At 74.0% G+C, this 21776-nt stretch carries 17 protein-coding genes and 1 pseudogene; 8 read left to right on the top strand and 10 right to left on the bottom strand.

The annotated features are described in order from the left end of the window. Positions 1-51: 51 nt before the first annotated feature. The gene (locus ACLVWQ_RS04980; protein WP_414106913.1) at positions 52-1041 is read left to right on the top strand and encodes an NAD-dependent epimerase/dehydratase family protein; all 990 of its coding nucleotides are present in this window, start codon (positions 52-54) and stop codon (positions 1039-1041) included. A gap of 54 nt (positions 1042-1095) precedes the next feature. Here the strand turns inward: ACLVWQ_RS04980 and ACLVWQ_RS04975 are convergent, their stop codons facing one another. Then, positions 1096-2208 carry a sensor histidine kinase gene (locus ACLVWQ_RS04975; protein WP_414106912.1) on the bottom strand — a complete coding sequence of 371 codons (1113 nt, stop codon included), beginning with the start codon at positions 2206-2208 and terminating at the stop codon, positions 1096-1098. Next, entirely contained in the window at positions 2201-2968 is a 768-nt protein-coding gene (locus ACLVWQ_RS04970) for a response regulator transcription factor (protein ID WP_414106911.1), read from the bottom strand. The genes ACLVWQ_RS04975 and ACLVWQ_RS04970 overlap by 8 nt, the downstream gene beginning before the upstream one ends. A gap of 103 nt (positions 2969-3071) precedes the next feature. Here ACLVWQ_RS04970 and ACLVWQ_RS04965 point away from each other — a divergent pair, with 103 nt between their 5' ends. The 3 genes and pseudogenes from ACLVWQ_RS04965 to ACLVWQ_RS04955 form a co-directional block, all read left to right on the top strand. Further along, positions 3072-3824 carry a glycosyltransferase family 2 protein gene (locus ACLVWQ_RS04965; RefSeq protein ID WP_414106910.1) on the top strand — a complete coding sequence of 251 codons (753 nt, stop codon included), beginning with the start codon at positions 3072-3074 and terminating at the stop codon, positions 3822-3824. After that, on the top strand, positions 3821-4438 hold the full coding sequence (locus ACLVWQ_RS04960) for a TIGR04282 family arsenosugar biosynthesis glycosyltransferase (RefSeq protein WP_414106909.1): 618 nt from the start codon (positions 3821-3823) through the stop codon (positions 4436-4438). Before ACLVWQ_RS04965 ends, ACLVWQ_RS04960 begins: the two co-directional genes overlap by 4 nt. Continuing rightward, positions 4435-4911: pseudogene (locus ACLVWQ_RS04955) on the top strand (class I SAM-dependent methyltransferase); the annotation flags it as partial. The gene ACLVWQ_RS04960 and the pseudogene ACLVWQ_RS04955, both read left to right, overlap by 4 nt. A 176-nt stretch (positions 4912-5087) precedes the next feature. On the opposite strand, the gene ACLVWQ_RS04950 reads toward ACLVWQ_RS04955, so the two are convergent. Both ACLVWQ_RS04950 and ACLVWQ_RS04945 read right to left on the bottom strand, forming a co-directional pair. Continuing rightward, positions 5088-5633: a hypothetical protein gene (locus tag ACLVWQ_RS04950; RefSeq protein ID WP_414106908.1), complete on the bottom strand. Its 546-nt coding sequence runs from the start codon at positions 5631-5633 to the stop codon at positions 5088-5090. Beyond that, positions 5630-6910, bottom strand: coding sequence for a molybdopterin-dependent oxidoreductase (locus tag ACLVWQ_RS04945; RefSeq protein ID WP_414106907.1), 1281 nt, complete (start codon positions 6908-6910; stop codon positions 5630-5632). Before ACLVWQ_RS04945 ends, ACLVWQ_RS04950 begins: the two co-directional genes overlap by 4 nt. A 137-nt stretch (positions 6911-7047) precedes the next feature. On the opposite strand from ACLVWQ_RS04945, the gene ACLVWQ_RS04940 reads away from it, so the two are divergent. Continuing rightward, entirely contained in the window at positions 7048-8517 is a 1470-nt protein-coding gene (locus ACLVWQ_RS04940; protein ID WP_414106906.1) for a hypothetical protein, read from the top strand. A gap of 360 nt (positions 8518-8877) precedes the next feature. Next, positions 8878-10983 carry a SpoIIE family protein phosphatase gene (locus tag ACLVWQ_RS04935; protein WP_414106905.1) on the top strand — a complete coding sequence of 702 codons (2106 nt, stop codon included), beginning with the start codon at positions 8878-8880 and terminating at the stop codon, positions 10981-10983. A 21-nt stretch (positions 10984-11004) separates the two neighbouring features. Here the strand turns inward: ACLVWQ_RS04935 and ACLVWQ_RS04930 are convergent, their stop codons facing one another. Then, positions 11005-11412, bottom strand: coding sequence for an STAS domain-containing protein (locus ACLVWQ_RS04930; RefSeq protein ID WP_414106904.1), 408 nt, complete (start codon positions 11410-11412; stop codon positions 11005-11007). 335 nt (positions 11413-11747) lie between these two features. Between ACLVWQ_RS04930 and ACLVWQ_RS04925 the strand changes: the two genes are divergently transcribed. Beyond that, positions 11748-13226 carry a hypothetical protein gene (locus ACLVWQ_RS04925; RefSeq protein WP_414106903.1) on the top strand — a complete coding sequence of 493 codons (1479 nt, stop codon included), beginning with the start codon at positions 11748-11750 and terminating at the stop codon, positions 13224-13226. Positions 13227-13268: 42 nt separating this feature from the next. Here ACLVWQ_RS04925 and ACLVWQ_RS04920 read toward each other — a convergent pair whose 3' ends face one another. From ACLVWQ_RS04920 to ACLVWQ_RS04910, 3 genes are all read right to left on the bottom strand, one after another. Then, on the bottom strand, positions 13269-13739 hold the full coding sequence (locus ACLVWQ_RS04920) for a DUF5990 family protein (protein WP_414107395.1): 471 nt from the start codon (positions 13737-13739) through the stop codon (positions 13269-13271). Positions 13740-13840: 101 nt separating this feature from the next. After that, entirely contained in the window at positions 13841-15280 is a 1440-nt protein-coding gene (locus ACLVWQ_RS04915) for an NAD-dependent succinate-semialdehyde dehydrogenase (RefSeq protein ID WP_414106902.1), read from the bottom strand. Between the two features lie 84 nt (positions 15281-15364). Continuing rightward, complete coding sequence (locus tag ACLVWQ_RS04910) at positions 15365-16633, bottom strand: aspartate aminotransferase family protein (protein WP_414106901.1); 1269 nt, start codon at positions 16631-16633, stop codon at positions 15365-15367. 252 nt (positions 16634-16885) lie between these two features. On the opposite strand from ACLVWQ_RS04910, the gene ACLVWQ_RS04905 reads away from it, so the two are divergent. Continuing rightward, on the top strand, positions 16886-18583 hold the full coding sequence (locus tag ACLVWQ_RS04905) for a PucR family transcriptional regulator (protein ID WP_414106900.1): 1698 nt from the start codon (positions 16886-16888) through the stop codon (positions 18581-18583). Between the two features lie 60 nt (positions 18584-18643). Here ACLVWQ_RS04905 and ACLVWQ_RS04900 read toward each other — a convergent pair whose 3' ends face one another. Together ACLVWQ_RS04900 and ACLVWQ_RS04895 are read right to left on the bottom strand one after the other, a co-directional pair. After that, a complete protein-coding gene (locus ACLVWQ_RS04900; RefSeq protein ID WP_414106899.1) occupies positions 18644-19546 on the bottom strand; it encodes a helix-turn-helix domain-containing protein in 903 nt (300 codons plus the stop codon). A gap of 93 nt (positions 19547-19639) precedes the next feature. Beyond that, positions 19640-21748 carry a xanthine dehydrogenase family protein molybdopterin-binding subunit gene (locus ACLVWQ_RS04895; protein WP_414106898.1) on the bottom strand — a complete coding sequence of 703 codons (2109 nt, stop codon included), beginning with the start codon at positions 21746-21748 and terminating at the stop codon, positions 19640-19642. Positions 21749-21776: the final 28 nt, after the last annotated feature.

Raw genomic sequence — 21776 nt, 5'->3', positions numbered from 1 at the left:
GACGGCCCTGATCCCGCGGTGGGGCGGGGTGCCGGACCTAGGGTTCGGCACATGCGTGTACTGGTCACCGGCGGTGCCGGGTTCATCGGGTCCCATGTCGTCGAGGCGCTGCGGGCGGGCGGGCACGAGCCCTTGGTGTTCGACGTACGGGAGGGAGCGGGCAGGGACGTCCGCGATCGCGGGGCGGTGTCACCGGCCCTGGCCGGGGTCGACGCGGTCTGCCACCAGGCGGCCATGGTCGGACTGGGCAACGGTGTCGCCGACGCGGCGGACTACGTCTCCCACAACGACCTCGGTACCGCCGTGCTGCTGGCGGCGATGGCCGAGGCGGGGGTCCGACGGCTCGTCCTGGCCGGCTCGATGGTGGTGTACGGCGAGGGCCGGTACTCCTGCGCGCGGCACGGTGTGGTGCGGCCCGGACCGCGGTCGGCCGCCGATCTGACGGCGGGGCGGTTCGAGCCCCGGTGTCCGTCCTGCGGCGCGGACCTGACGCCCGGTCTGGTCGGCGAGGACGCTCCGGCCGACCCGCGCAACGTGTACGCGACGACCAAACTCGCGCAGGAACACCTGGCCGCAGCGTGGGCGCGCTCGACGGAGGGTACGGCGGTGTCGCTGCGGTACCACAACGTGTACGGGCCCGGGATGCCGCGGGACACCCCGTACGCCGGTGTGGCGTCCTTCTTCCGTTCGGCGCTCGCCCGCGGTGAGGCGCCGCGTGTCTTCGAGGACGGCGGTCAGCAGCGGGACTTCGTGCACGTGCGGGACGTGGCGGCGGCCAACGTGGCGGCGCTGGAGGCGGATGCCGCCGGCGGCGCTCTGACCGCGTACAACGCGGGGAGCGGACAGCCGCACACGGTCGGTGAGATGGCGTGGGCGCTGGCCGGCGCGCACGGCGGGCCGGACCCCGTGGTGACCGGCGAGTTCCGCCTCGGGGACGTACGGCACATCACCGCGGACTCGTCCCGGCTGCGGACCGACCTGGGCTGGAAGCCCGAGGTCGGATTCGAGGAGGGCATGCGGGAGTTCGCGGCGGCGCTCTGAACTCCGGGGTCTGAACTCCGGTGACGGAAGCCGGACCCCGGAATCACCCCGGCATCAGAAACCGGCCGCCGGCAGGGTCACCTCGAAGCGGCAGCCGCCGGAGATGTTGCGTACGGTGGCGCGTCCCTGGTGGGCCTCGACGATGCCCTGCACGATGGCGAGCCCGAGGCCCGCACCGGCCGGCGGTGTGCGGGCGTCGGAGCCCCGCCAGCCCGTGTCGAAGACGCGCGGCAGATCCTGTTCCGGGATGCCGCCGCAGCCGTCGCTCACGGACAGGACGACCCCGTCGCCCGAGCGTTCGGCGGCCACCGCGACCGTGCCGTCGGCCGGGGTCCGCCGGATCGCGTTGACCAGGAGGTTGCCGAGGACCCGGCTCATCTCCTTGCCGTCCACCTCGACCGGCACCGCCTCGACGAGGTCGCCCACCAGCCGTACGCCGTGCTGGCGCGCGAGCGGGTCCGCTCCGGCGAGGGCGTCGCTGACCAGGTCGTACAGCGACATCCGCGACGGGCTCAGCGCGAGCGCCCCGGCATGGATGCGGGAGAGTTCGAAAAGGTCGCCGACCATGTCGTTGAGGTGGTCGACCTCGGTGCGGATCTGGCGCAGATAGCGCTGCGGTTCGGCCGCCACGCCGTCCTCCAGCGCCTCCGACATCGCGCGCAGCCCGGCGAGCGGGGTGCGCAGGTCGTGCGAGATCCAGGCGACGAGTTCACGCCGGGAGGACTCCAGGGCGCGCTCGCGCATCCGGGACTCGGCGAGTCTGCCGCTGGTGGCCGCCAGTTCCCTGCTGACCGCGGCGAGTTCGGCGGTCGCCGGGGCGTCGGGGGCGGTGAAGTCGCCGCCGTCGCCGAAGGTCCGGGCGGCCACGGCGAGTTCATGGCTGCGGGCGACGACCCACCGGCCGAGCAGCAGCGCCGTGATCATGGAGACGACGGCCGCCATGGCGACGACCGTGGTGACCACGCTCAGGTCGTGCGCGGAGAGGAACATCGCCTTCGCCACGGCCAGGGTCCCGGCGAACATCGCGGTCACCGCCACGGCGGCCACCACCGCGAGCGACATGGTGAGCGAACGGCGCCGGATCAGGCGCAGCGCACCCGCCCCGGCCAGCCCCGCCACCGCGGCCCCCGCGAAGGCGTACAGGGCGATCAGCGCCATGTCATGCACGGTCGGCCCCTTCCTGGCCGGCGTCGTCGCCGGTCGGGTCGAAGCGGTAGCCGACGCCCCACACGGTCTGGATCAGCCGGGGCCGCGCCGGGTCGTCCTCGACCTTGCCGCGCAGCCGCCGGACGTGGACGGTCACGGTCGACAGGTCGCCGAAGTCCCACCCCCACACCTCGCGCATGAGGTCCTCTCTGCCGAACGCCCGTCCCGGGTGGCGCAGGAGGAAGGAGAGCAGGTCGAACTCCCTCAGGGTGAGGGCCAGTTCGGTGCCGTTCTTGACGGCGCGACGGGCGGCCGGGTCGACGGACAGGCCTGCCGCGCTGAGCGGCCGCGCCTCGGCGGCGGGCCGGGTGCGGCGCAGTACCGACTCGACCCGCAGCACCAGCTCCCGGGGGCTGAACGGCTTGGTGACGTAGTCGTCCGCACCCACCTCCAGGCCCATGATGCGGTCGTCCTCGTCGCCGCGGGCGGTGAGCATGATGACGGGTACCGGTCCACGGTCGCGCAGCCGCCTGCACACCTCCAGGCCGTCCATGCCGGGCAGCATCAGGTCGAGGACCACGAGGTCGGGCCAGTGCGCGGCGGCCCGCGCGAGCGCGTCGGGGCCGTCGCCCGCCCGGTCGACGCGGTATCCGGCGCGGTCGAGGTAGCCGGAGACCACCTCGGAGACGGTGGGGTCGTCGTCGACCACCAGGACCCGGGCGCCCCCGGCGGCCCGGGGGGCGTCGACGGGAGCCGGTGTCGGTTCGTACGGCTGGTGCATGGGCCAAGCCTCGCACCGCGCGGTCGGCCGTGCCGCTCCCGGCCCCGGACGTCCGTGTTTCGTAAGGAGGCGATGCCCTATATGCGCATTTCGTCTTCGTAGGGTGAAGCACGTGACCATCCCTTCCGCCTCTCCCCCCGGCTGTCCACCCGCCTCCCCGCACGTCGACGTGATCCTCCCGTGCCTGGACGAGGCCGAGGCCCTGCCCTGGGTCCTCGACCGGATCCCGCCCGGCTGGCGGGCCATCGTCGTGGACAACGGCTCCACCGACGGCTCGGCCGGCGTCGCCCGCGCGCTCGGCGCGCACGTCGTCCACGAAGCGCGCCGCGGATTCGGGGCCGCCTGCCACGCGGGGCTCACCGCCGCCACCGCCGACCTCGTCTGCTTCTGCGACTGCGACGCCTCGCTCGACCCGTCGCTGCTGATCCCCTTCGTACGCCAGGTGCAGGAGGGAGAGGCCGACCTGGTACTGGGCAGGCGCCGCCCGGCAGGCCGGTCCGCGTGGCCGGCCCACGCCAGGGCCGGCAACCTCGCGCTCGCCCGGCTGCTGCGCCGCCGCACCGGCCTCCGGCTGCACGACCTCGGTCCGCTGCGCGCCGCCCGGCGCGAGCCGCTGCTGGACCTCGGACTCACCGACCGGCGCAGCGGCTATCCGCTCCAGATGGTCGTCCGCGCCGCCGACGCGGGCTGGCGGATCACCGAGCACGACGTGCCCTATCTGCCCCGTACGGGCTCCTCCAAGGTGACCGGCACCTGGCGCGGCACCTGGCAGGCCGTCCGGGACATGAGCCGAGTGCTCGGCGAACCCGCTCCGCACGCCGCGCAAGGCGCCACCCAGGGAGGAACCCTCCGTTGACCACTCTGCTCGTCATCGCCAAGGAACCGCGGCCCGGCCGGGTCAAGACCCGGCTCACCCCACCGTTCACCCCGGCGGAGGCCGCCTCTCTCGCCGAGGCGGCGCTCACCGACACCCTGTGCGCGGTGGCCGCCACGCCCGCCACCCGCCGGGTCCTCGTCCTGGAGGGGTCACCGGGCCCGTGGCTGCCGCCCGGCTTCGACGTCGTACCCCAGTGCGGCGGCGGTCTCGACGAACGGCTGGCCGCGGCCTTCGCCGGCTGCGAAGGACCGGCCCTGCTCATCGGCATGGACACACCCCAGGTGACACCGGCCCTGCTCACCGAGGACTTCACCGGCTGCGACGCGCTCTTCGGCGCGGCCGAGGACGGCGGCTTCTGGGCCCTGGGCCTGGCCGAACCCGATCCGCGGCTGCTGCGCGGCGTCCCGATGTCGACCCCGGTCACCGGAGCCGTGCAGCGCGAGCGGCTCATCGGCGCCGGGCTGCGCGTACGCGACCTGCCCCGGCTGCGGGACGTCGACACGGCCGCCGACGCCGAGGCGGTGGCCGCGGCGGCGCCCCACAGCCGCTTCGCCGCCCGCCTGGCCCGGCTCACGGCGGTCGCCGGCCGATGAACCGACCCCTGAGCGAACCCGCCGTCGACGGCCTCGACGCGCCGTCGGCTCCCCCTGCCCACCCCGCGTGGTCCGGCGCCGACCCCTACACCCGCGCGCTGCGCACCGGCCAGGGCCCGCTCTTCCTGCGCCGGTCCGACGGCTGGCTGCTGCCGCTGGAGGTGGAGCGCTGGTGCGCCCGCGCCGACGCGGTGGACCTGGAGATCCTGGGCCGGTGCGAGGGCTCCGTGCTCGACATCGGCTGCGGCCCGGGGCGGCTCGTGGCCGAACTCGCCGGGCAGGGCCGGCGTGTCCTCGGCATCGACGTCAGCGCGGCGGCCGTCAGCAGGACCGCGCGGCTGGGCGGCCCCGCCCTGCGCCGCTCCGTCTTCGAACCGCTGCCCGCCGAGGGCCGGTGGGACACCGCGCTGCTGGTCGACGGGAACGTCGGCATCGGCGGTGACCCGCGCGCGCTCCTCACCAGGCTGGCCGATCTGCTGGTCCCGGACGGGCTGTTGATAGCCGAGACGGTGCCGGTGGACATCGACGAGCGCGTCCGGGTCCACATCACGGACGCACACGGCGCACCCGGTACGCCGTTCCCATGGGCCCGTACCGGAACACGTGCTCTGATCCGGTACGGGACCCGCGCGGGCTGGACCGCCGTCGATCAGTGGACGGCCGGCGGACGGTCCTTCGTCGCCCTGCGCAGCCGCAGCAGGAACAGGAGCGCCGAGCCGGCGAAGAGAACGGCCGTGATCAGCAGCCAGCGGCCCAGGAAGTCGTCCCCCGGCAGCCCGGTCGTCCTGCGGTACCGCCGCTCCACCTGACCGCTGATCAGCGGGAACCAGACCAGCAGGAGCAGCGCGGACAGGGCCGCCGGGACACGGACGTACATCGTCCGCTCCCGGTGTCCCGCCGCGCCGAACGCACGGACGGCCCCGCGGTCCGCCGCCGCGTACAGCGGCAGCAGCACCAGGTCGTGCAGCAGGGCCGCGCCCACGAACCACAGGGCCACGCCGAGCAGGTCGTCGGCGAGCAGCCGGACCCCCGCGTAGCCGGCGAGCGCGAACGAGCAGGCGGTCAGGAGGAGTTGCAGCGGGCTGCCCAGCAGGGCCGTGATCCGCCGTCGCCGCGCCCCTCGCCGCCGGTCCGTCGTCTCCGGCCTCTCCGGCCTCTCCGGGCTCTCCGAACTCCCCGGCCTCGCCACCCTCATCGCATCTCTCCGAACGTCATCCGGGACACCCACTTCGTGTTCAGCACACCGGGCGCGGCGGGCACGACGATCCGTGCCGGGTAGCCGTGGTCCGGGCTCAGGTCCTCGCCGTTGACCGTCAGGGCCAGCAGGGAGCGCGGGTCCGCCACCTGGTTGGCGCGCAGGGCCGCGTGGCGGAAGGCACCGTGCCGCTGGAGGGACTCGACGAAGACGTCCGGCGGACCGTTCGCCGTGCCGTCACCGTCGCGCTCGCCGTCGAAGCCGACGAGCGCCGCGAGGTCGCGCAGCCGCACGCCCCGCCACCACTGGTCCGAGGTCGACCAGCCCTCGACACACGCGATGGGCAACGCCGCGCTGTGCAGGGGTAGTTCGAGCAGGTCGCGGCGGCTCAGCCGGACCGTGCCGGTGCGCCCGGTGACGACGAGCCGCCACGCGTCCTCGCCCGTCCGTGCCGCGCCGACCCCCGCGTAGGCGGCCGTCTTGTTGATCTGGAAGCCGTTCGGTCCGCTGCCCGGGTCGGCTCCGCCGTGCGGCGCGAGGACCGCCGTGTGCCGCAGCGGCCCGTCGAAGCTCCGGCCCGCCGTCGTCGCGAACAGCAGCAGCGAGCCACCACCGACGAACCACAGGGCGCCGCGCCGTGAGACGGTCGCCGGTTCCGGGCGTGGCGAGGTCAGTTCCCCTTCCGGCGCGGCCTGGCGGCCTTCCCGCATGCGCCGTACGTTCCGCAGGGCGGCCGGTGTCTTCAGCGCGGCATGGGTGAGGAACGCGGCGAAGAACACCCAGGCGCCGTAGAAGTGCAGCGGGTAGAAGGAGCCGGGGAAGACGTAGTCGAGCTGGACGTTGAGCACACCGGTCACGAACTCGAACAGCGCGCCCCCGACCAGCAGCACCAGCGAGATCCGCTCCAGCGCGTGGGCGAGCGAGCGGGCCGGCGGCAGGGCGAACAGCTTCGGCACCACCGACCACAGCTTGGCCAGCAGGACCGGGATCAGCGTGATGCCGAGGGTGACGTGGACGCCCTGGGTGAGGCGGTACAGCCAGTGCGGGCCGGTGGGCCAGTCGAAGAGGTAGAAGCCGAGGAGCCCCTTGTCCGGGGTCTTGTCGTTCACCGGTGACAGACCGGGGTTGTAGGCGGCGTACGAGAGCAGGCCCGTCACGAACAGCACGGTGATGCCGACGAGGAGGACGAGACCGAGTACCGACGTGAATCCGGGGCCGCGCAGCGGGCTGCGCCAGAAGCCGGGTGAGGTGGGGAGCCGTGGGGTGTGGTCGCGCATGGCCCGACGGTAGGCCGGGACGAGGCCCTGACAGGGCGTGCGACCCATGACGAAACTCTGACGTCCGCATGGCCGACGGCTCGGAAGGGCCCGGCCCGCCCTAGCGTTCCGGTGTGATCCGTTCCCCGCGTTCCCGCATGACCCGTTCTCCTCGTACCCGGGTGATCCGCTCGCCCCCCGCCCGGGTGATCTGCTCCCCTCTCCGCGATCTGGCCGTGGCGTCGGCGGCCGGGCTCCTCGTCCTCGCCGCCGTGCTGATCGGCCGCCACATCGAGGAGACCGACCACACCCTGTTCGCCGGCTGGCCTCCCCTGTGGGCGGTCTGGGACCCGCACGTCGGCCCGGGGACTCCGGCCGCGGCGGCGGTCGCGCTCGCCGTCGTGGCGTACGGCCCCGCCCTCGCGGCGCGCCTGCCCTGGCGCGCGCTGCTCGGCGCGGCCTGGGCCACCGCCATGGCCTGGACCTGGTCACTGGCCCTGGTCGACGGCTGGCACCGGGGCGTCGCGGTCCGCCTCACCACCCGCTACGAGTACCTCCAGGTCATCGACCGCTTCCACGACATCCCGGCCACCCTGCGGGACTTCACCCACCACATCCTGCTCGGCTCACCCGACCACTGGCCGCCCCATGTGGCCGGGCATCCGCCCGGTGCCACCCTCACCTTCGTCCTCCTCGACCGGATCGGGCTGGGCGGCGGCGGCTGGGCCGGAGCCTGGTGCATCACCGTCGGCACCACCGCCTGCGTCGCCGTCCTGGTGACCGTGCGCAGGCTGGCGGGCGAGGAGCTCGCGCGGCGCGCGGCACCCTTCCTGGCGCTCGCACCGGCCGCGGTGTGGATGGGCACCTCGGCCGACGCGTACTTCGCCGCGGCCGCCGCCTGGTCGGTGGCGCTGCTCGCGCTCGCCGTGACCGCCCGGCCGGGACCTCGCACCGGGCCGGTCGCCTTCGGCTCCGGCCTGCTCTACGGACTGACCTGCTACCTCAGTTACGGGCTCACGCTCTTCGCGCTGATCGGGGCGGGTGTGCTGTTCCTCGGGCGGCACCGCGTCCGCGCGCTCGCCTGGCTCGTCGCCGGTGCGGCCGTCGTGCCCGCGGTGTTCACCCTCGCCGGCTTCGACTGGTGGGAGGCGTACCGCCTCCTGGTCGAGCGCTACCACCAGGGCGCGGGCGGTGTCCGGCCCTACGGGTACTGGGTGTGGGCGAACCTCGCGTGCACGGTGCTCATCACCGGTCTGGCGACGGCGGCGGGCCTGGGGCGCGTGGGCTCCGTACTGGTCCGGGGGCGCCACGGCCTCCTGCCGCACCGCACACCCCGAAGGCCGAAGGCCGGTGCGCGCGGTCCGGGCGTCGAGACGCGGGGCCCGGGAGCCGAGAGTCAGGGTTCGAGCGCCGGGACCCGGCTCGCCGTGCTCGTCCTGTGCGGGCTGCTCACCCTGCTCGTCGCCGACCTGTCCGGCATGAGCAAGGCCGAGACCGAACGCATCTGGCTGCCCTTCGCGATGTGGCTGCTGCCGGCCTGCGCGTTCCTCACCCGGCCCAGGGCCTGGCTCGGCGCGCAGGCCGTCCTCGCGCTGCTGCTCAATCACCTGTTGTTGACGGGCTGGTGAGGGGCCGGCGCGGGGCCCTCGTACCCGCCGTGTGAACGACCGTCACGATTCTTTTCCTTCCCTCCCGGGCAAAGAAGCGCATGTTTCCCGCACGGGTGTGGCAGGTTGTACCTCAGCCGGTCCCGTCGCTTCCCCCCGTAGCGGCGGGCCCGGCGTATTCATGTCCGCGGCCGGGTCGGTGCCCGCGACACGCACCACGAAAAAAAGCGGTCACTCCTCCGGGTAATACGCAGGCGCTTCCGGCGCAAGAGCGAGTGGCGCAGACCATAACCTGAGCAGGCCGAACGCGTTCAGCGGTGCTCTGCCACCGCGCGGCGTTCCGCGTCATTGCCGGGAAGCGGTGCGGTACGGGAGGTCCTCATGGTTCCACCACCAGACGGCTCGGTGAGCGATCCGGTCTCGCCCGCCCCTGCCCATGATCCGTTGGCGGTCGCCCTGATCGATCCCGACGGGCGGGTCCGCCTGTGGAGCGCCGGGGCCCAGGCGCTGACCGGCCACCCCGCGCGGGAGATCATCGGCAGGGACGCGGGCGTGCTCGCCGACCGGGTCACCACGCAAGGAGGCGAGCTGGTACGCCTGTTGGTGCGTACGGCCGATCAGGAGCGGGCGGCTGATCGGGGAGCCACGGCAGGCCGAGAGCGTACGGCCGGCCGCACGAGCGGCTCCGAGCGCGCGAGCGCCGCCGACGGGGTGCGGGCCGGCGCCGGTGTCCGCACCGACTGGGTCCGCTGTTTCGACGGCACCTGCCGCAGTGTCGTCTGGCAGCCCTTCGCCGTCCCGCTCGCGACGGGGACGGGCGTGTTCGCGATCGCCGTGCCCGCCGCCCAGCAGCTCCACCAGTGCGACGCCGCCGCGATCGGCCACCTGCTGAGCTCGGCCCCGATCGGCCTGGCGGTGCTGGACAACGAACTGCGGTACCGCTTCGTCAACGACGCCCTGGCCCGGATCAACGGTCTGCCGGTGGCGCAGCATCTGGGGCGCCGCATCCTCGACGTGCTGGACGTGCCCGACCCGCAGACGTACGAGCGGGTCCTGCGGCGGATCGTCGAGGACGGCGAGACGGTCGACAACCTGCAGGTGGCGGCCATCGGCCCGGACGGACATCCGTACGCCGCGCGCGGGACGCTCTTCCCGCTGCGCGGCCCCGACGGGCACATCGTCGGCCAGGCCGGTCTGGTGCACGAAGTCGGCCACGGCGGAGGCGAGTTGCTCGACGCCGCCCGGGACCGTCGCCGTATGGAGCTGCTGGCCCGGATCAGTGCCGTGCTGGGCCAGGGACTGGACCTGGGAAGCATCGCGACGAAGCTGGCGGCGGTCTGCGTACCGGAGTTCGCGCACGACGTCACGGTCGACCTGCTCCGTGCCGCGGCCCAGCCCGACTCGGCCGCCGGCGGCGAAGGGCGGACTCCCTGGGCCGGCACCACACCGTGGACCCACGCGTTCACCGATCCCCCGGCCGCCGCGGTGGGACACGGCACCGACCCGGAGGCCGATCTGCCGCCGCCCGGCCTGGCGCGGACACCGGTCGCGGACTGCGTCCGTACCGCCCGGCCCGCCGCCTTCCGCGCGGACGACGAGCACGGACTCGCGCCGTACGGAATCGCCGTGCCCCTCATGGCCGTGGGACGCGTGCTCGGAGCCGTGACCTTCCTGCGGCACGACCGCGAGTTCGGCCACGAGGACGTCCTCACGGCCCGGGACATCGCGGCCCGGACCGCGATCGCCATCGACAACGCCCTGCTCTACCGGCGCCAGCGGCTGGCGACACTGACGCTCCAGCGCCATCTGCTGCCCTCGGGGCTGCCCGGCACCGACTGGGTGCGGTCGGCACACCGGTACAGCCCCGCGCAGGACGGCACCCTGGCGGGAGGCGACTGGTACGACAGCATCCTGCTCCCCGGGGGCAGGATCGGGCTGAACATCGGCGACGTCATGGGCCACGGGCTGGGCGCCGCGGCCGCCATGGGCCGCTACCGCTCCTCGGCCCGTGCCCTGCTGGCCGTGGGCCTGGACCCGGGACAGCTGCTCACGCGCCTCGACGGCCTGATGGACGACTCCGAGGGCGACCTCGCCGCCACCTGCGCGTGCGCCGTCTACGACGGTGTCACCGGGCTCCTCCACCTCGCCCTGGCAGGACACCCGCCACCGCTGCTCATCCGCCCGGACGGCTCGGCGGACATCCTGAACGGCGAGCCGGGGCCACCGCTGGGCATGGGACTCGACCATGTGTACGCGGGCAGCCGGCACAGCATCCCCGCGGGCAGCCTCCTGGTGCTCTACACCGACGGAATGGTCGAGGACCGCAGTGCCGTCCTGGACCTGGACCAGGGAATCGCCGTACTGAGCAAGGCGGTGCGCGAGCCCGGGGCCTCACTGGACGAGGTCTGCGACGCCCTCATGGCCGCGCGTCCGGCCGGCTCGGCGGACGACGCCGCCCTGCTGGTCACGCGACTCGCCCGGCTGTGAACACCGGGCAACCGGGCCCGGTCACTCCTCGTCGTGGTCCGGCACGGGGGGCCAGACGGGGCGTTGGGCCGCGGGCAGCTCCAGGAGAGCGAGCCCGACCGTGCGGCGGACGGGCAACAGCTCCGTACTGCCCGTCTGCACGAGCAGTTCCGACAGCCTGCGGCCCGCGCCGGCCAGAAGGAGCCTGCCGTCCAGCCGTTTCAGCAGCCAGCGGATCGCGAGCAGACAGTTCAGCCCCCGTGAATCGCAGAAGACGAGCGCTGTCACATCGAGTACCAGGTGCCGGTGCCCGGCGTCGACTACAGCGGCGAGAGTGCCCAGGAAGTAGTCCTCACAGCTCTGGTCGAGTTCTCCACTGATCCGCAGAACGGCACAGTGGTCACAGTCGGTTATCCCGGTGATGGTCAGGCGATGGGTCTGCGTGGACATCACACCTCCATCCGGTCATGGCGCGAAGGTCCGTCCCCCGTCGGCCTCCGCACGTCGGCACGCCTCCGGATCGGGAGAACGCCGGAAGCGGTCCCCTGCTGGGACCCCTCACCCGGTGCGCCCGGCTCCGGTGCCACGGGCGCCGTTCGAAGCGAAGCGACTCCCGTACGCGTGCGTGTGCCCCGCATTCGGGCGGGCAACGGGGTGAAGTGAAACTCTTGGCCCGGAGCGTGCGCCGAGACCTCCAGCCGAGATCCGGAGCCGAGATCTACAACTGGGAAACAGTTGTCCCGCCCGGCGCGGTCGCGGCGACGGGGGATGTGAGGCTGGAGCGCATGACGTCTCGTACCGCCTTTCCCGCCCTCGCCGTCTGCGCCGTCTGTGTCGTGCTCACCCCGCTCACCGGATGCGGCAGCGACACCCCGGGTCAGGGGGCGTCGCCTTCCGGTTCCGGTGGCGCGGCCTCGGCCTCCGGGGTGCCCGGCGCGCCGACGGAGAGCCGGGGGCCGGTGTCCGGCAAGGGGTCGAAGGACCCCGACGACATCAACGGGGACGGGTTCCGCGATCTCGTCGTACCGGTCACCGTCGGCGACGACCCGGACAGCCCCGACGCCGAACAACGGGTCGGTGTGGTCTACGGATCGGCCAAGGGGCTCGATCCCACGACGCGCACGGTCCACCGGCGCCAGGACCTGGGCCTGCCCGAAACGCCGGAGAGCATGACCAAGGTGTCCGGCGTCTCCGCGGAGTCGACGGTCACCGCCGACCTGGACGGCGACGGCTTCCCCGACTTCATCACCTCCGTCGTCGGCGAGGAGGCGGACGACGGGAACATATCCGCTTCGCGCACCGTCCCGTACGTGGCCTGGGGCGGACCTGCCGGGCCCGAGGGGAAGTCCGGGGCCACCGAGCTGCGGCTGCCGCCGAGCGTGACGAAACTGGGCCTCCAGTCGGTCGTCCGCGGCGACTTCGACGGCGACGGGCACCACGACCTCGCCGCTCTCGCGTACAACGAGTCGTCGCTGGTGGTGCTGTACGGACCCGTCACACGGGACGGCACGCCCGCGCGGACCGACACCGGTCTGCCGTGGAAGGAGGGTGACCTCGTCGCGGACGACATCGCTCCGTCCGGCGAGCCGCGTGCGACGTCGCTGCTGCTCCACGGCCTGAGCGACGGGGAGCAGGCCGGCAACACCCTCTACCCGGCCCGCCGCGGCACCCCGCTCGCCGGGAGGGGGCAGGAGCTGCGCCTCGGGAACGCCCAGGCGTTCGGTGACTTCGACGGCGACGGACAGCGCGATGTGGCCGTCGGGGACGACGGCAGCCGCAACGACGAACCGGGCTTCGAGACGGAGGCGCCCGAGGTGGAAGGCTCGCTCACGGTGTACCCCGGCAGCGGTGACACCCCCGTCACGCACGAACTGCCGGACGTCCCGGAGAAGTTGAGCACCGACTACGGGCCCGGTGGCTTCGCCGCGGCCGATCCGGACGGCGACGGCCGCGACGGCGTGCTCGTCGCCACCTACGAAGGGGCCACGCTCATCGACGGCGACCGGCGCACCGCCGTGCTGCGCCAGGGGCCCGCGACGGCGGACGGCGAGAAGACACCGGCGAAGTGGCGGCACGCCCGGCCCGCCGGCGCCGCGGACTTCGACGGTGACGGCAAGGACGAACTGATCCTCCACTGGGCGTCCGACTCGTTGTTCGGCTACTACGGCACGCACCCCACGCACTGGTGGATCACCGAGGGCACCACGTCCCGCGATCGGACGTCCTTCGCGACGACCGGCTTCGGGGCGGACGGGTCCTCGTAGCGGCCGGGCCCGTCCAGGAAGCCGGCCGCCGAGCCGCCCCGGTCAGGTGTCGCGTTCGGCGGTCCAGGTGACGTGCGGGGGTTCGACCCGTGCGCACAGGGGGCCGCCCTGGGCGTCGGTCAGCCCGAGGCGCGCCACCAGGAGACCCTCGCGCGCGGCCTGGGCGAGCACTTCGGCGGGGACCATGTCGAGCATGAGCTTGGCGCGGCGGAACATCGTGAAGAGGCCCGCCTCGTCGACCGTGCCCCAGGACAGGTAGACGAACCGCCGGCCCAGCCGGTCCTGTACGTAGGGTCCCTTCACCTCGGTGCCGGCCGGCGTCACCGTCGCGGTGCACTCCAGGGTCCAGGTCGCCGACCTGGCGTCCCCGGAGTGCGGTTCGAGCAGCTCGCCCGGCCGGTCGCGGCGTTGTACGGCGACATGGAGTCTGCCCGGCGCCGGGGCCCTGCCGCCGCCGGTGGGGGCCGGGTGGGTGAGGCCGGGCAGGTCGACGGCCTCGACTCGGATGCGCATGGGGGTCATGGGGTCATCATGCCGCCGTGGCCGGTGGCCTGCGGCCGCCGGCCCGGGGCGAGGGGTGATCGGGGTGGTCAGGGTCAGGGTCAGGGTCAGGGTCAGGCTGTCGGGATCGCCAGGTACTGGTGGTCCAGGAACTCCTCGATCCCCACTCGGCCGCCCTCGCGGCCCAGCCCGGACTGCTTCACGCCGCCGAAGGGCGCCGCCGGGTTCGAGACGAGGCCGGTGTTGAGGCCGACCATGCCCACCTCCAGGCGTTCGCTGACACGCAGGGCGCGGTCCAGGCCCTGGGTGAAGACATAGGCGACGAGCCCCCAGGGGGTGTCGTTGGCGCGGCGGACGACCTCTTCCTCGTCGTCGAAGGTGAGGATCGCGGCCACCGGGCCGAAGATCTCCGTGTCCGTCAGCCGGCTGCCCGCGTCGACGTCGGCGAGCACGGTCGGCGGGTAGAAGCACCCCGGGCCCTCGGGGGTACGGCCGCCGACGAGCACCCGCGCGCCGCGTGCCACGGCGTCGGCGACGAGGTCCTCGACCTTGGCCCGGCCCTCGGCGTCGATCAGCGGGCCCACGTCGACCCCGGCGCGCGTACCGGGACCCACGACGAGCGCCCCCATCCGCCGGGCGAGCCGTTGCCCGAACTCCTGCGCCACCGACCGGTGCACGAAGAAGCGGTTGGCTGCGGTGCACGCCTCCCCCATGTTGCGCATCTTGGCGGTCATCGCGCCGTCCACGGCCGTGTCCAGGTCGGCGTCGTCGAAGACGATGAAGGGCGCGTTGCCGCCCAGTTCCATCGAGGTGCGGACGACAGCGTCCGCGCACTGCGCCAGCAGCAGCCGCCCGACCTGTGTGGAGCCCGTGAACGACAGTTTGCGGATCCGCCCGCCGCGCAGCAGGGGCTCGCAGACCTCCGCCGCGCGCGAGGTGGTGACGACGTTCAGGACTCCGTCCGGCAGCCCGGCCTCCTGGAGGATCGCGGCCAGCGCGAGGCTGGACAGCGGTGTCTGCGGGGCCGGCTTGAGCACCATCGTGCAGCCGGCCGCGACCGCCGGGCCGATCTTGCGGGCGCCCATGGCCAGCGGGAAGTTCCACGGCGTGATCAGCAGGCACGGGCCGACCGGGCGCCGGGACAGCAGCATGCGGTGACGTCCGTCGGGCAGGGTGCCGTAGCCGCCCTCGACGCGTACGGCCTCCTCGGAGAACCACCGGAAGAACTCGGCGGCGTACGCCACCTCTCCCCTGGCCTCGGCGAGCGGCTTGCCCATCTCGGACGTCATCAGACGCGCGAGTTCGTCGGTGCGTTCGAGGATGATCTCGTGGGCGCGGCGCAGGATCTCGCTGCGGGCCCGGGGTGCCGTGCGGGCCCACGCCTCCTGGGCCCGGACGGCCGCGTCCTCCGCGAGCCTGGCCTCCTTGAGGCCCGCGTCGGCGACATGGCAGAGGGTCTCCCCGGTCGCGGGGTCGTCGACGGGCATGGTGGCGCCGTCCGCGGCGTCCGTCCAGGCGCCGCCGATGAACAGCCGGGTCGGTGTGTCGGTCATGGTGTCACTCCTGGTCGGTCGGCGGCGGCGAGGTGCGGGCGGAGGGCCGGGCGACCGTACGGGCCACGGTCGCGGGGGTGTTCGTCATCGGCCCGGGGCTGCCGCCGTACCGGCCGCCACCGCCGCCTCCCAGGCCCTGAGCCCCTCGTCCACCGCCGTCTCGTCGATCACGAGCGCCGGAATCATGCGCACGACCTGGTTCCAGGCGCCGCACAGGAGCAGGAGCAACCCCTCGTCGACGGCGGCCCGTTGCACCCGGGCGGCGGTCTCGGGGTCGGGGCCGCCGTCCGCGTCGACGAACTCGCTGGCCAGCATCAGCCCCAGGCCGCGCACGTCCCCGATGGCCGGCGTCCGGGCGGCCACCGTCTCCAGGCCCCGGCGCAGCCGCGCCCCCATCGCGTCGGCGTTCTCGACGAGCTTCTCGTCGCGTACGACGTCGAGGGTGGCGCAGGCGGCGGCGCAGGCCACCGCGTTGGCACCGTAGGTGCCGCCCTGCGAGCCGGGCCACGCCCTGGCCATCAATTCCTCGGAGGCGGCGATGCCGGACAGCGGGAAGCCGCTGGCCAGCCCCTTGGCGGTGATCAGGATGTCGGGGGTGACGCCGAAGTGGTCGTGTCCCCAGAACCGGCCGGTGCGGCCCACTCCCGTCTGCACCTCGTCCAGGATCAGCAGGAAGCCGTGCCGGTCGGCCCGTTCCCGCAGTCCCTCCATGAAGGCGCGGGTCGCGGGCACGTAGCCGCCCTCGCCGAGCACCGGCTCGACGATGAGCGCGGCCGTGTCGGCGGGCGAGGAGATGGTCTGGAGCGTGTAGTCGAGTTCCTGGAGGGCGAAGCGGGTGGCGGTGTCCTCGTCCCAGCCGTAGCGGTAGGCCGTCGGGAACGGGGTGACGACCACGCCGCTCATCAACGGCGAGAACCCCGACCGGAAGCGCGTCCCGGACGTCGTCATCGCGGCGGCGGCCACGGTCCGGCCGTGGAATCCGCCGTGGCAGACCAGCACGTTCGGGCGGCCGGTGGCCTGCCGGGCCAGCCGCAGCGCGGCCTCCACCGCCTCGCTGCCCGAGTTGGTGAAGAACAGGCTGTCGAGTCCGGCGGGCAGCACCTCGCCGAGCTTGTCGACGAGCCGGCGCAGCGGCTGGTGCAGGACCGTCGTGTACTGGCCGTGAACGAGCCTGCCCACCTGGTCCCGGGCGGCTTCGACCACCTTCGGATGGCAGTGTCCGGTGCTGGTGACACCGATACCGGCGGTGAAGTCCAGATAGCGGCGGCCGTCCTCACCGAAGAGGTGGACGCCCTCGCCCCGGACGGCCACCACGGGAGTGGCCTGGCGAAGGTGCGGCGACAGTGCGGTCATGTTCGTCTCCCGGCCCTGCGTTGTCGTCTGCGGCGTTCGTGCTCCGGCACGGCGCTGCTTCGGCACTCCGAGCATCTCCACCGGGACGGAAGGCGACAACGCGTGATCTGTCCAACGGGACGGCGGGGTTCGGACAGTGTGTCAACCGCCCCTGGGCCGAGGCGCCCTCGGGGACCACCGCACCGGTCGTCGGCCCGTTCTCGCGCAGGTCAGCCACGCTTGTCACAGTGTCCGGGCGGGCAGGGACGCACCATGAGCGAGTACGCCGAAACACCCCGGCCGGCCGGGACCGCGGCCGGGGCCGTGGAACCGGGCACCGCCCCCGCGGGCCGCGCGCTCACCGTCGCCGACGTGCTGGCCCTTCCCGTCCTGGCGGCGGGCCGGCCCGAGGTGGTGGCCGGGGCGACGGGCCTGGACCGGCCGGTCCGCTGGGTGCACATCACCGAGCTGACGGACCCCGCCTCCTTCCTCAAGGGCGGCGAGCTCGTCCTGACCACCGGCATGCCCCTGCCCGAGGACCCCGCGGGCGTACGCCGTTACGTCGACGAGCTGGCCGACGTCGGAGCGGCGGCCCTAGTCATCGAACTCGTACGGCGCTATCACCGGCCGCCCGGCCCGCTCATCCAAGCGTGCCGAACCCGTGGCCTCCCGCTGGTCACCCTGGTCGAGGACGTCAACTTCCTGGAGGTCACCCAGGTCGTCCACACCCTCATCCTCGGCAGCCAGGCGGACGCCGTGCGCAGAACCCAGCGCATCCACGAGGCGTTCACCGCGCTGACACTGCGCGGAGCGGGCCCCGAGGACGTCGTACGCGCGGCGGCGGAGATGAGCGGCCACACCGTCGTCCTGGAGAACCTGGTGCACCGGGCGTTGCTCTGCGAGCCGTCCGGCAGCACGGTGGGCGAGGCGCTGACCGGCTGGGAGCGGCGCTCCCGGGCGACTTCGCCGGGCGACCACACGGAGGTGGGCGGGCCCGAGGGCTGGCTCGTGGCACCCGTGGAGTACCAGGGCGAACGGTGGGGCCGCGTGGCCATGCTCCCGCCTCCGGGCGGGACCCGGGCCTCCTCCGTCGGGCCGGCGTTCGTGCCGGAGGACGTCACCGTCCTGGAGAGGACGGCGATGGCTCTCACCATCGCCCGTCTCATCCACGCCACGCCGTGGGAGCGCACGGCGCACCGGAGCGCGCTGCGTGATCTGGTCGAGCAGCGCCACCACTCCGCCGCGGACGCCCGCGCGCGGCTCGCCGCGCTGGGCCTGCCCACCGAGGGCAGTACCTTCCTCGCGGTCCTGGTGGACACCCGGGCACCGGACGACGGCTCCGGGCTCGAGGCCCGGCTGTCCCAGGAGCTCAGGACGACGGGCGCGCCCGCTCTGGTGGGCGCGCTGGCTCCCGCCCGGCTCGGCGTCCTGCTCGCCCTGCGTCCCTCCCGGCCGTGGCGGCCCACGGTCGAGCATCTGGGCCGCGCCGCGCTGGAGTCGGACCCACGTGCCGTGGTGAGCACCGGTTCCGAGGTCAGGGACCTCTCGCACGCCGCCCGTTCCTTCCGTGAGGCGGCCCGCGTCGCGGAGGCGACCCGCCCAGGACAGCCCCTGCCGGACGGCAGGCCCTACCACGAGCCGGCCGACATCGGTCTGCGCCGCCTCCTGTACGCGCTGCGCGAGGACACGCGTGTCCAGGAGTACACCGAACGGCAGCTCGGCCGCCTCGTCGACCACGACACCCGGCACGGCACCGACCTCCTGACGACCCTGCGGCACTACCTGGCGGCGGCGGGCAACAAGACCACCGCCGCCCGGCTGGGCGCCCTGTCGAGGGAGACCGTCTACCAGCGGCTGCGCACCATCGGGCGGCTGCTCGACTGCGACCTCGAATGCGGCGAGCGGCGCACCGAACTGCATGTGGCGCTCACCGCACTCGACGTCCTGCGGGACGGTGGGCAGGCGAACTGACCCTCCCGGAGCCACCGGCCACCGTGCAGGCGGTGCGCGGAGCAGGTCAGGGAGCGTGGGTCAGGGGGTGCGGGGCTCGCTGTCGTGGCGCGGCCGGGCCGCTTCGCGCGGCCCGGTGGCGTGGGCGAGCAGGGTCAGGGCGGCCGCGGAGGGCGAACCGGGGCCCGCGGTGGCCACCACCAGGGACGGTCCGCTCCCTTGCGGGCTCTGCAGGGTCTGCTGGGTGACGGTCAGCGTCCCGACCAGCGGGTGGCGCATCTCGTAGTCGGCGACGTCGCAGGCCAGCACCCGGTGGTCGGCCCACAGCGTGGCGAACTCCCGGCTGTGCATGGTCAGTTCGCCGATCAGCGCGGCCAGCCGTGGATCGTCCGGGTGCCGCCCCGCCGTCAGCCGCAGATTGCCCACGACCGCGCGGGCCTTGGCCGGCCAGTCGACGTACAGGTCGCGGGTGTGCGCGTCCAGGAACACCAGCTTCGCCATGTTGGGCCGCCGGCCGGGGTCGTCGGGGCTGTCCGGGTCGAGATGGCTCGCGAACAGGCTGTGCCCGGGCCCGTTCCAGGCCAGCACGTCGCTGCCGCGGCCCAGGGCGAGCGCGGGGGTGCCCCCGACCGCCGCCAGCAGGGCGCCCGTCGCCGCGGTGACGCGTTCGGTGCGGGGCCGCGCGCCGGCGGCCCTGCCGCGTCGCGGCGCCTTGGCCAGGGTGTGCAGATGGGCACGCTCGGACTCGTCCAGGCGCAGGGCGCTCGCCACGGCGTCGAGCACCTCGGGTGAGGCGTTGCGCGACTGGCCCTGCTCCAGGCGGGTGTAGTAGGGGGCGCTGATGCCCGCGAGCATCGCGAGTTCCTCCCGCCGCAGCCCCGGTACCCGGCGCCGCTCGCCGTAGGTCCGCAATCCCACGTCCTCGGGGCGCAGTTGGCTCCGGCGTGCCTGGAGGAACTCGGCGAGGTGCCCGTGCTTGTTCATGTCACCGAGTATGCGGACCGCCGCCGGCCCGCGCCTCACCCCGCTGGGGTAGGGATCGGCGCGACGGGGATCGGCGGGTGGGAATCGGCGCGGTCAGCCCAGCCCCGTGAGCACCCGGTCCGGGGTCAGGGGCAGTTCCCGGTGGCGGACGCCCGTGGCGTGGTGGACGGCGTTGCCGATGGCCGCCGCCGTGCCGACGATGCCGATCTCGCCGATGCCCTTGCTGCCCATCGGGTTGAGGTGGGGGTCCTCCTCGTCGATCCAGTGCGCCTCGATGTCGGGGACGTCGGCGTGCGCCGGGACGTGGTACGCGGCCAGGTCGGCCTCCACGAAGGCGCCGGACGCGGTGTCCAGGGTGCTGCCCTCGGTCAGTGCCATGCCCAGGCCCATGGTCATGGCGCCGATGAACTGGGAGCGGGCGGTGCGGGCGTTGAGGATGCGCCCGGCGGCGTACACGCCCAGCAGCCGGCGTACCCGGACCTCTCCGCTCACCGTGTCGACCGTGACCTCCGCGAAGTGGGCGCCGAAGGCGTGCCGCGAGTAGGGGCTGTCGGCGTCGGCGCTGCCCGTCGTGTCGGCGTGGGCGCGGAGCCCGTCGTCCGGCAGTGGCCCCGTGTGCCCGGCCAGGGTCGCCGCGAGGCGCGTACACGCCTCGTGGACGGCCCAGCCCCAGGACGCCGTGCCGGACGAGCCGCCGGCCAGCGGGGCCGGCGGCAGGTCGCTGTTGCCCACTTCGGCGCGTACCCGGTCCAGGGGCGCGCCGAGGGCGTCGGCGGCGATCTGCGCGAGGACGGTACGGGCGCCGGTGCCGATGTCCGTGGCGTTGATCCGGACCGCGAAGCGGCCGTCGGGCAGTGCGTGCGCCGTCGCCTGCGCCGGGCTGACCATCACCGGATACGTGGCCGCGGCCACCCCCGTGCCGACGAGGAGCGGTCCCTCGCGGTGGGACCGAGGGCGGGGGTCGCGCCGCGCCCAGTCGAAGCGCCGGGCGCCCTCCCGCAGGCATTCGACCAGGTGGCGGCTGCTGAACCGCTTGCCGCTCCCGGGTTCGGTGTCCGGCTCGTTCCTGATGCGCAGTTCCACCGGGTCCAGGCCCGTCGCGACGGCGAGTTCGTCCATGGCCGACTCCAGGGCGTACATGCCGGGAGCCTCGCCCGGAGCGCGCATCCAGGACGGGCTGGGCACGTCCAGCGGGACCACCCGGTGGGAGCTGAGGCGGTGGGGCGCCGCGTACATGATCCGGCTGGGTACGGCGGCCTGCTCCACGAACTCCTTGATGCGGGACGTGTAGGTGGTGACCTCGTGGAGGCACGCGCCGAGGGTTCCGTCCGCGTCCGCGCCCAGCCTCAACCGGTGCAGGGTGGGCGCCCGGTGGCCGACGACCGCGGCCATGAAGCGCCGGGGCAGTGCGACGGTGACGGGGCGGCCGGTCTCCCGGGCCGCCAGCACGGCGAGCACCACGTGGGGGCGCGGGGTGCCCTTGGACCCGAATCCGCCGCCGACGTGTTCGCTGACGACGGTGATGTCGTCCTCGGAGAGCCGGAACAGCGAGGCCAGGGTGGCGCGTACGGTCGTGGCGCCCTGGCTGGAGTCGTGCACGAGCAGCTTGCCTTCGTGCCAGTGGGCGGTGGCCGCGTGCGGTTCCATGGGGTGGTTGTGCAGCGGTGCGACGCGGTAGCGGGTGTCGACGCGCACCTCCGCGGCCGCGAACGCCTGCTCGGGGTCGCCCTGTTCGCGGTGTGCGGGGAATCCGCCGTTGGCCTCGTCGGGCGTGTAGGCCTCGGGGTGGTCGTCCGTCAGGGTCACGTCGTGCGCCTCGGCGTCGTAGTCGACACGGACCGCGGCGGCGCCGGCGCGGGCCGCCTCCAGGGTCTCGGCGACCACCAGGGCGACGAACCAGCCGTGGTGCGGCACCCGCGGGTTCTGCAGGACGGCGAGCGTGGGGTCGTCCGCGGGGGCCAGCCGGGGCGCGTTCTCGTGGGTGAGCACCGTGAGGACCCCGGGCAGGGCCAGCGCGGCGGCGGAGTCGACGGAACGGACCGACCCACGGGCGATCGTGGCGATCACCGGCCAGGCGTGGACGCGGCCGGGGTCGGTCTGTTCGGCGGCGTACCGAGCGCTGCCGGTGACCTTGGCCCGGCCCTCCCGGCGCTCGGCGGGCGCGCCCAGCGCGGTGCCGGTACCGGTGCGAGTGTCGGCCATGCCGCTCCTCCTGATGGTTTCCGTTGCT

Origin of the sequence: Streptomyces sp. CWNU-52B (genome assembly GCF_047444975.1) — a bacterium.
Classification (GTDB): Bacteria; Actinomycetota; Actinomycetes; order Streptomycetales; family Streptomycetaceae; genus Streptomyces.
This window is presented reverse-complemented; position numbering and strand designations above follow the sequence as displayed.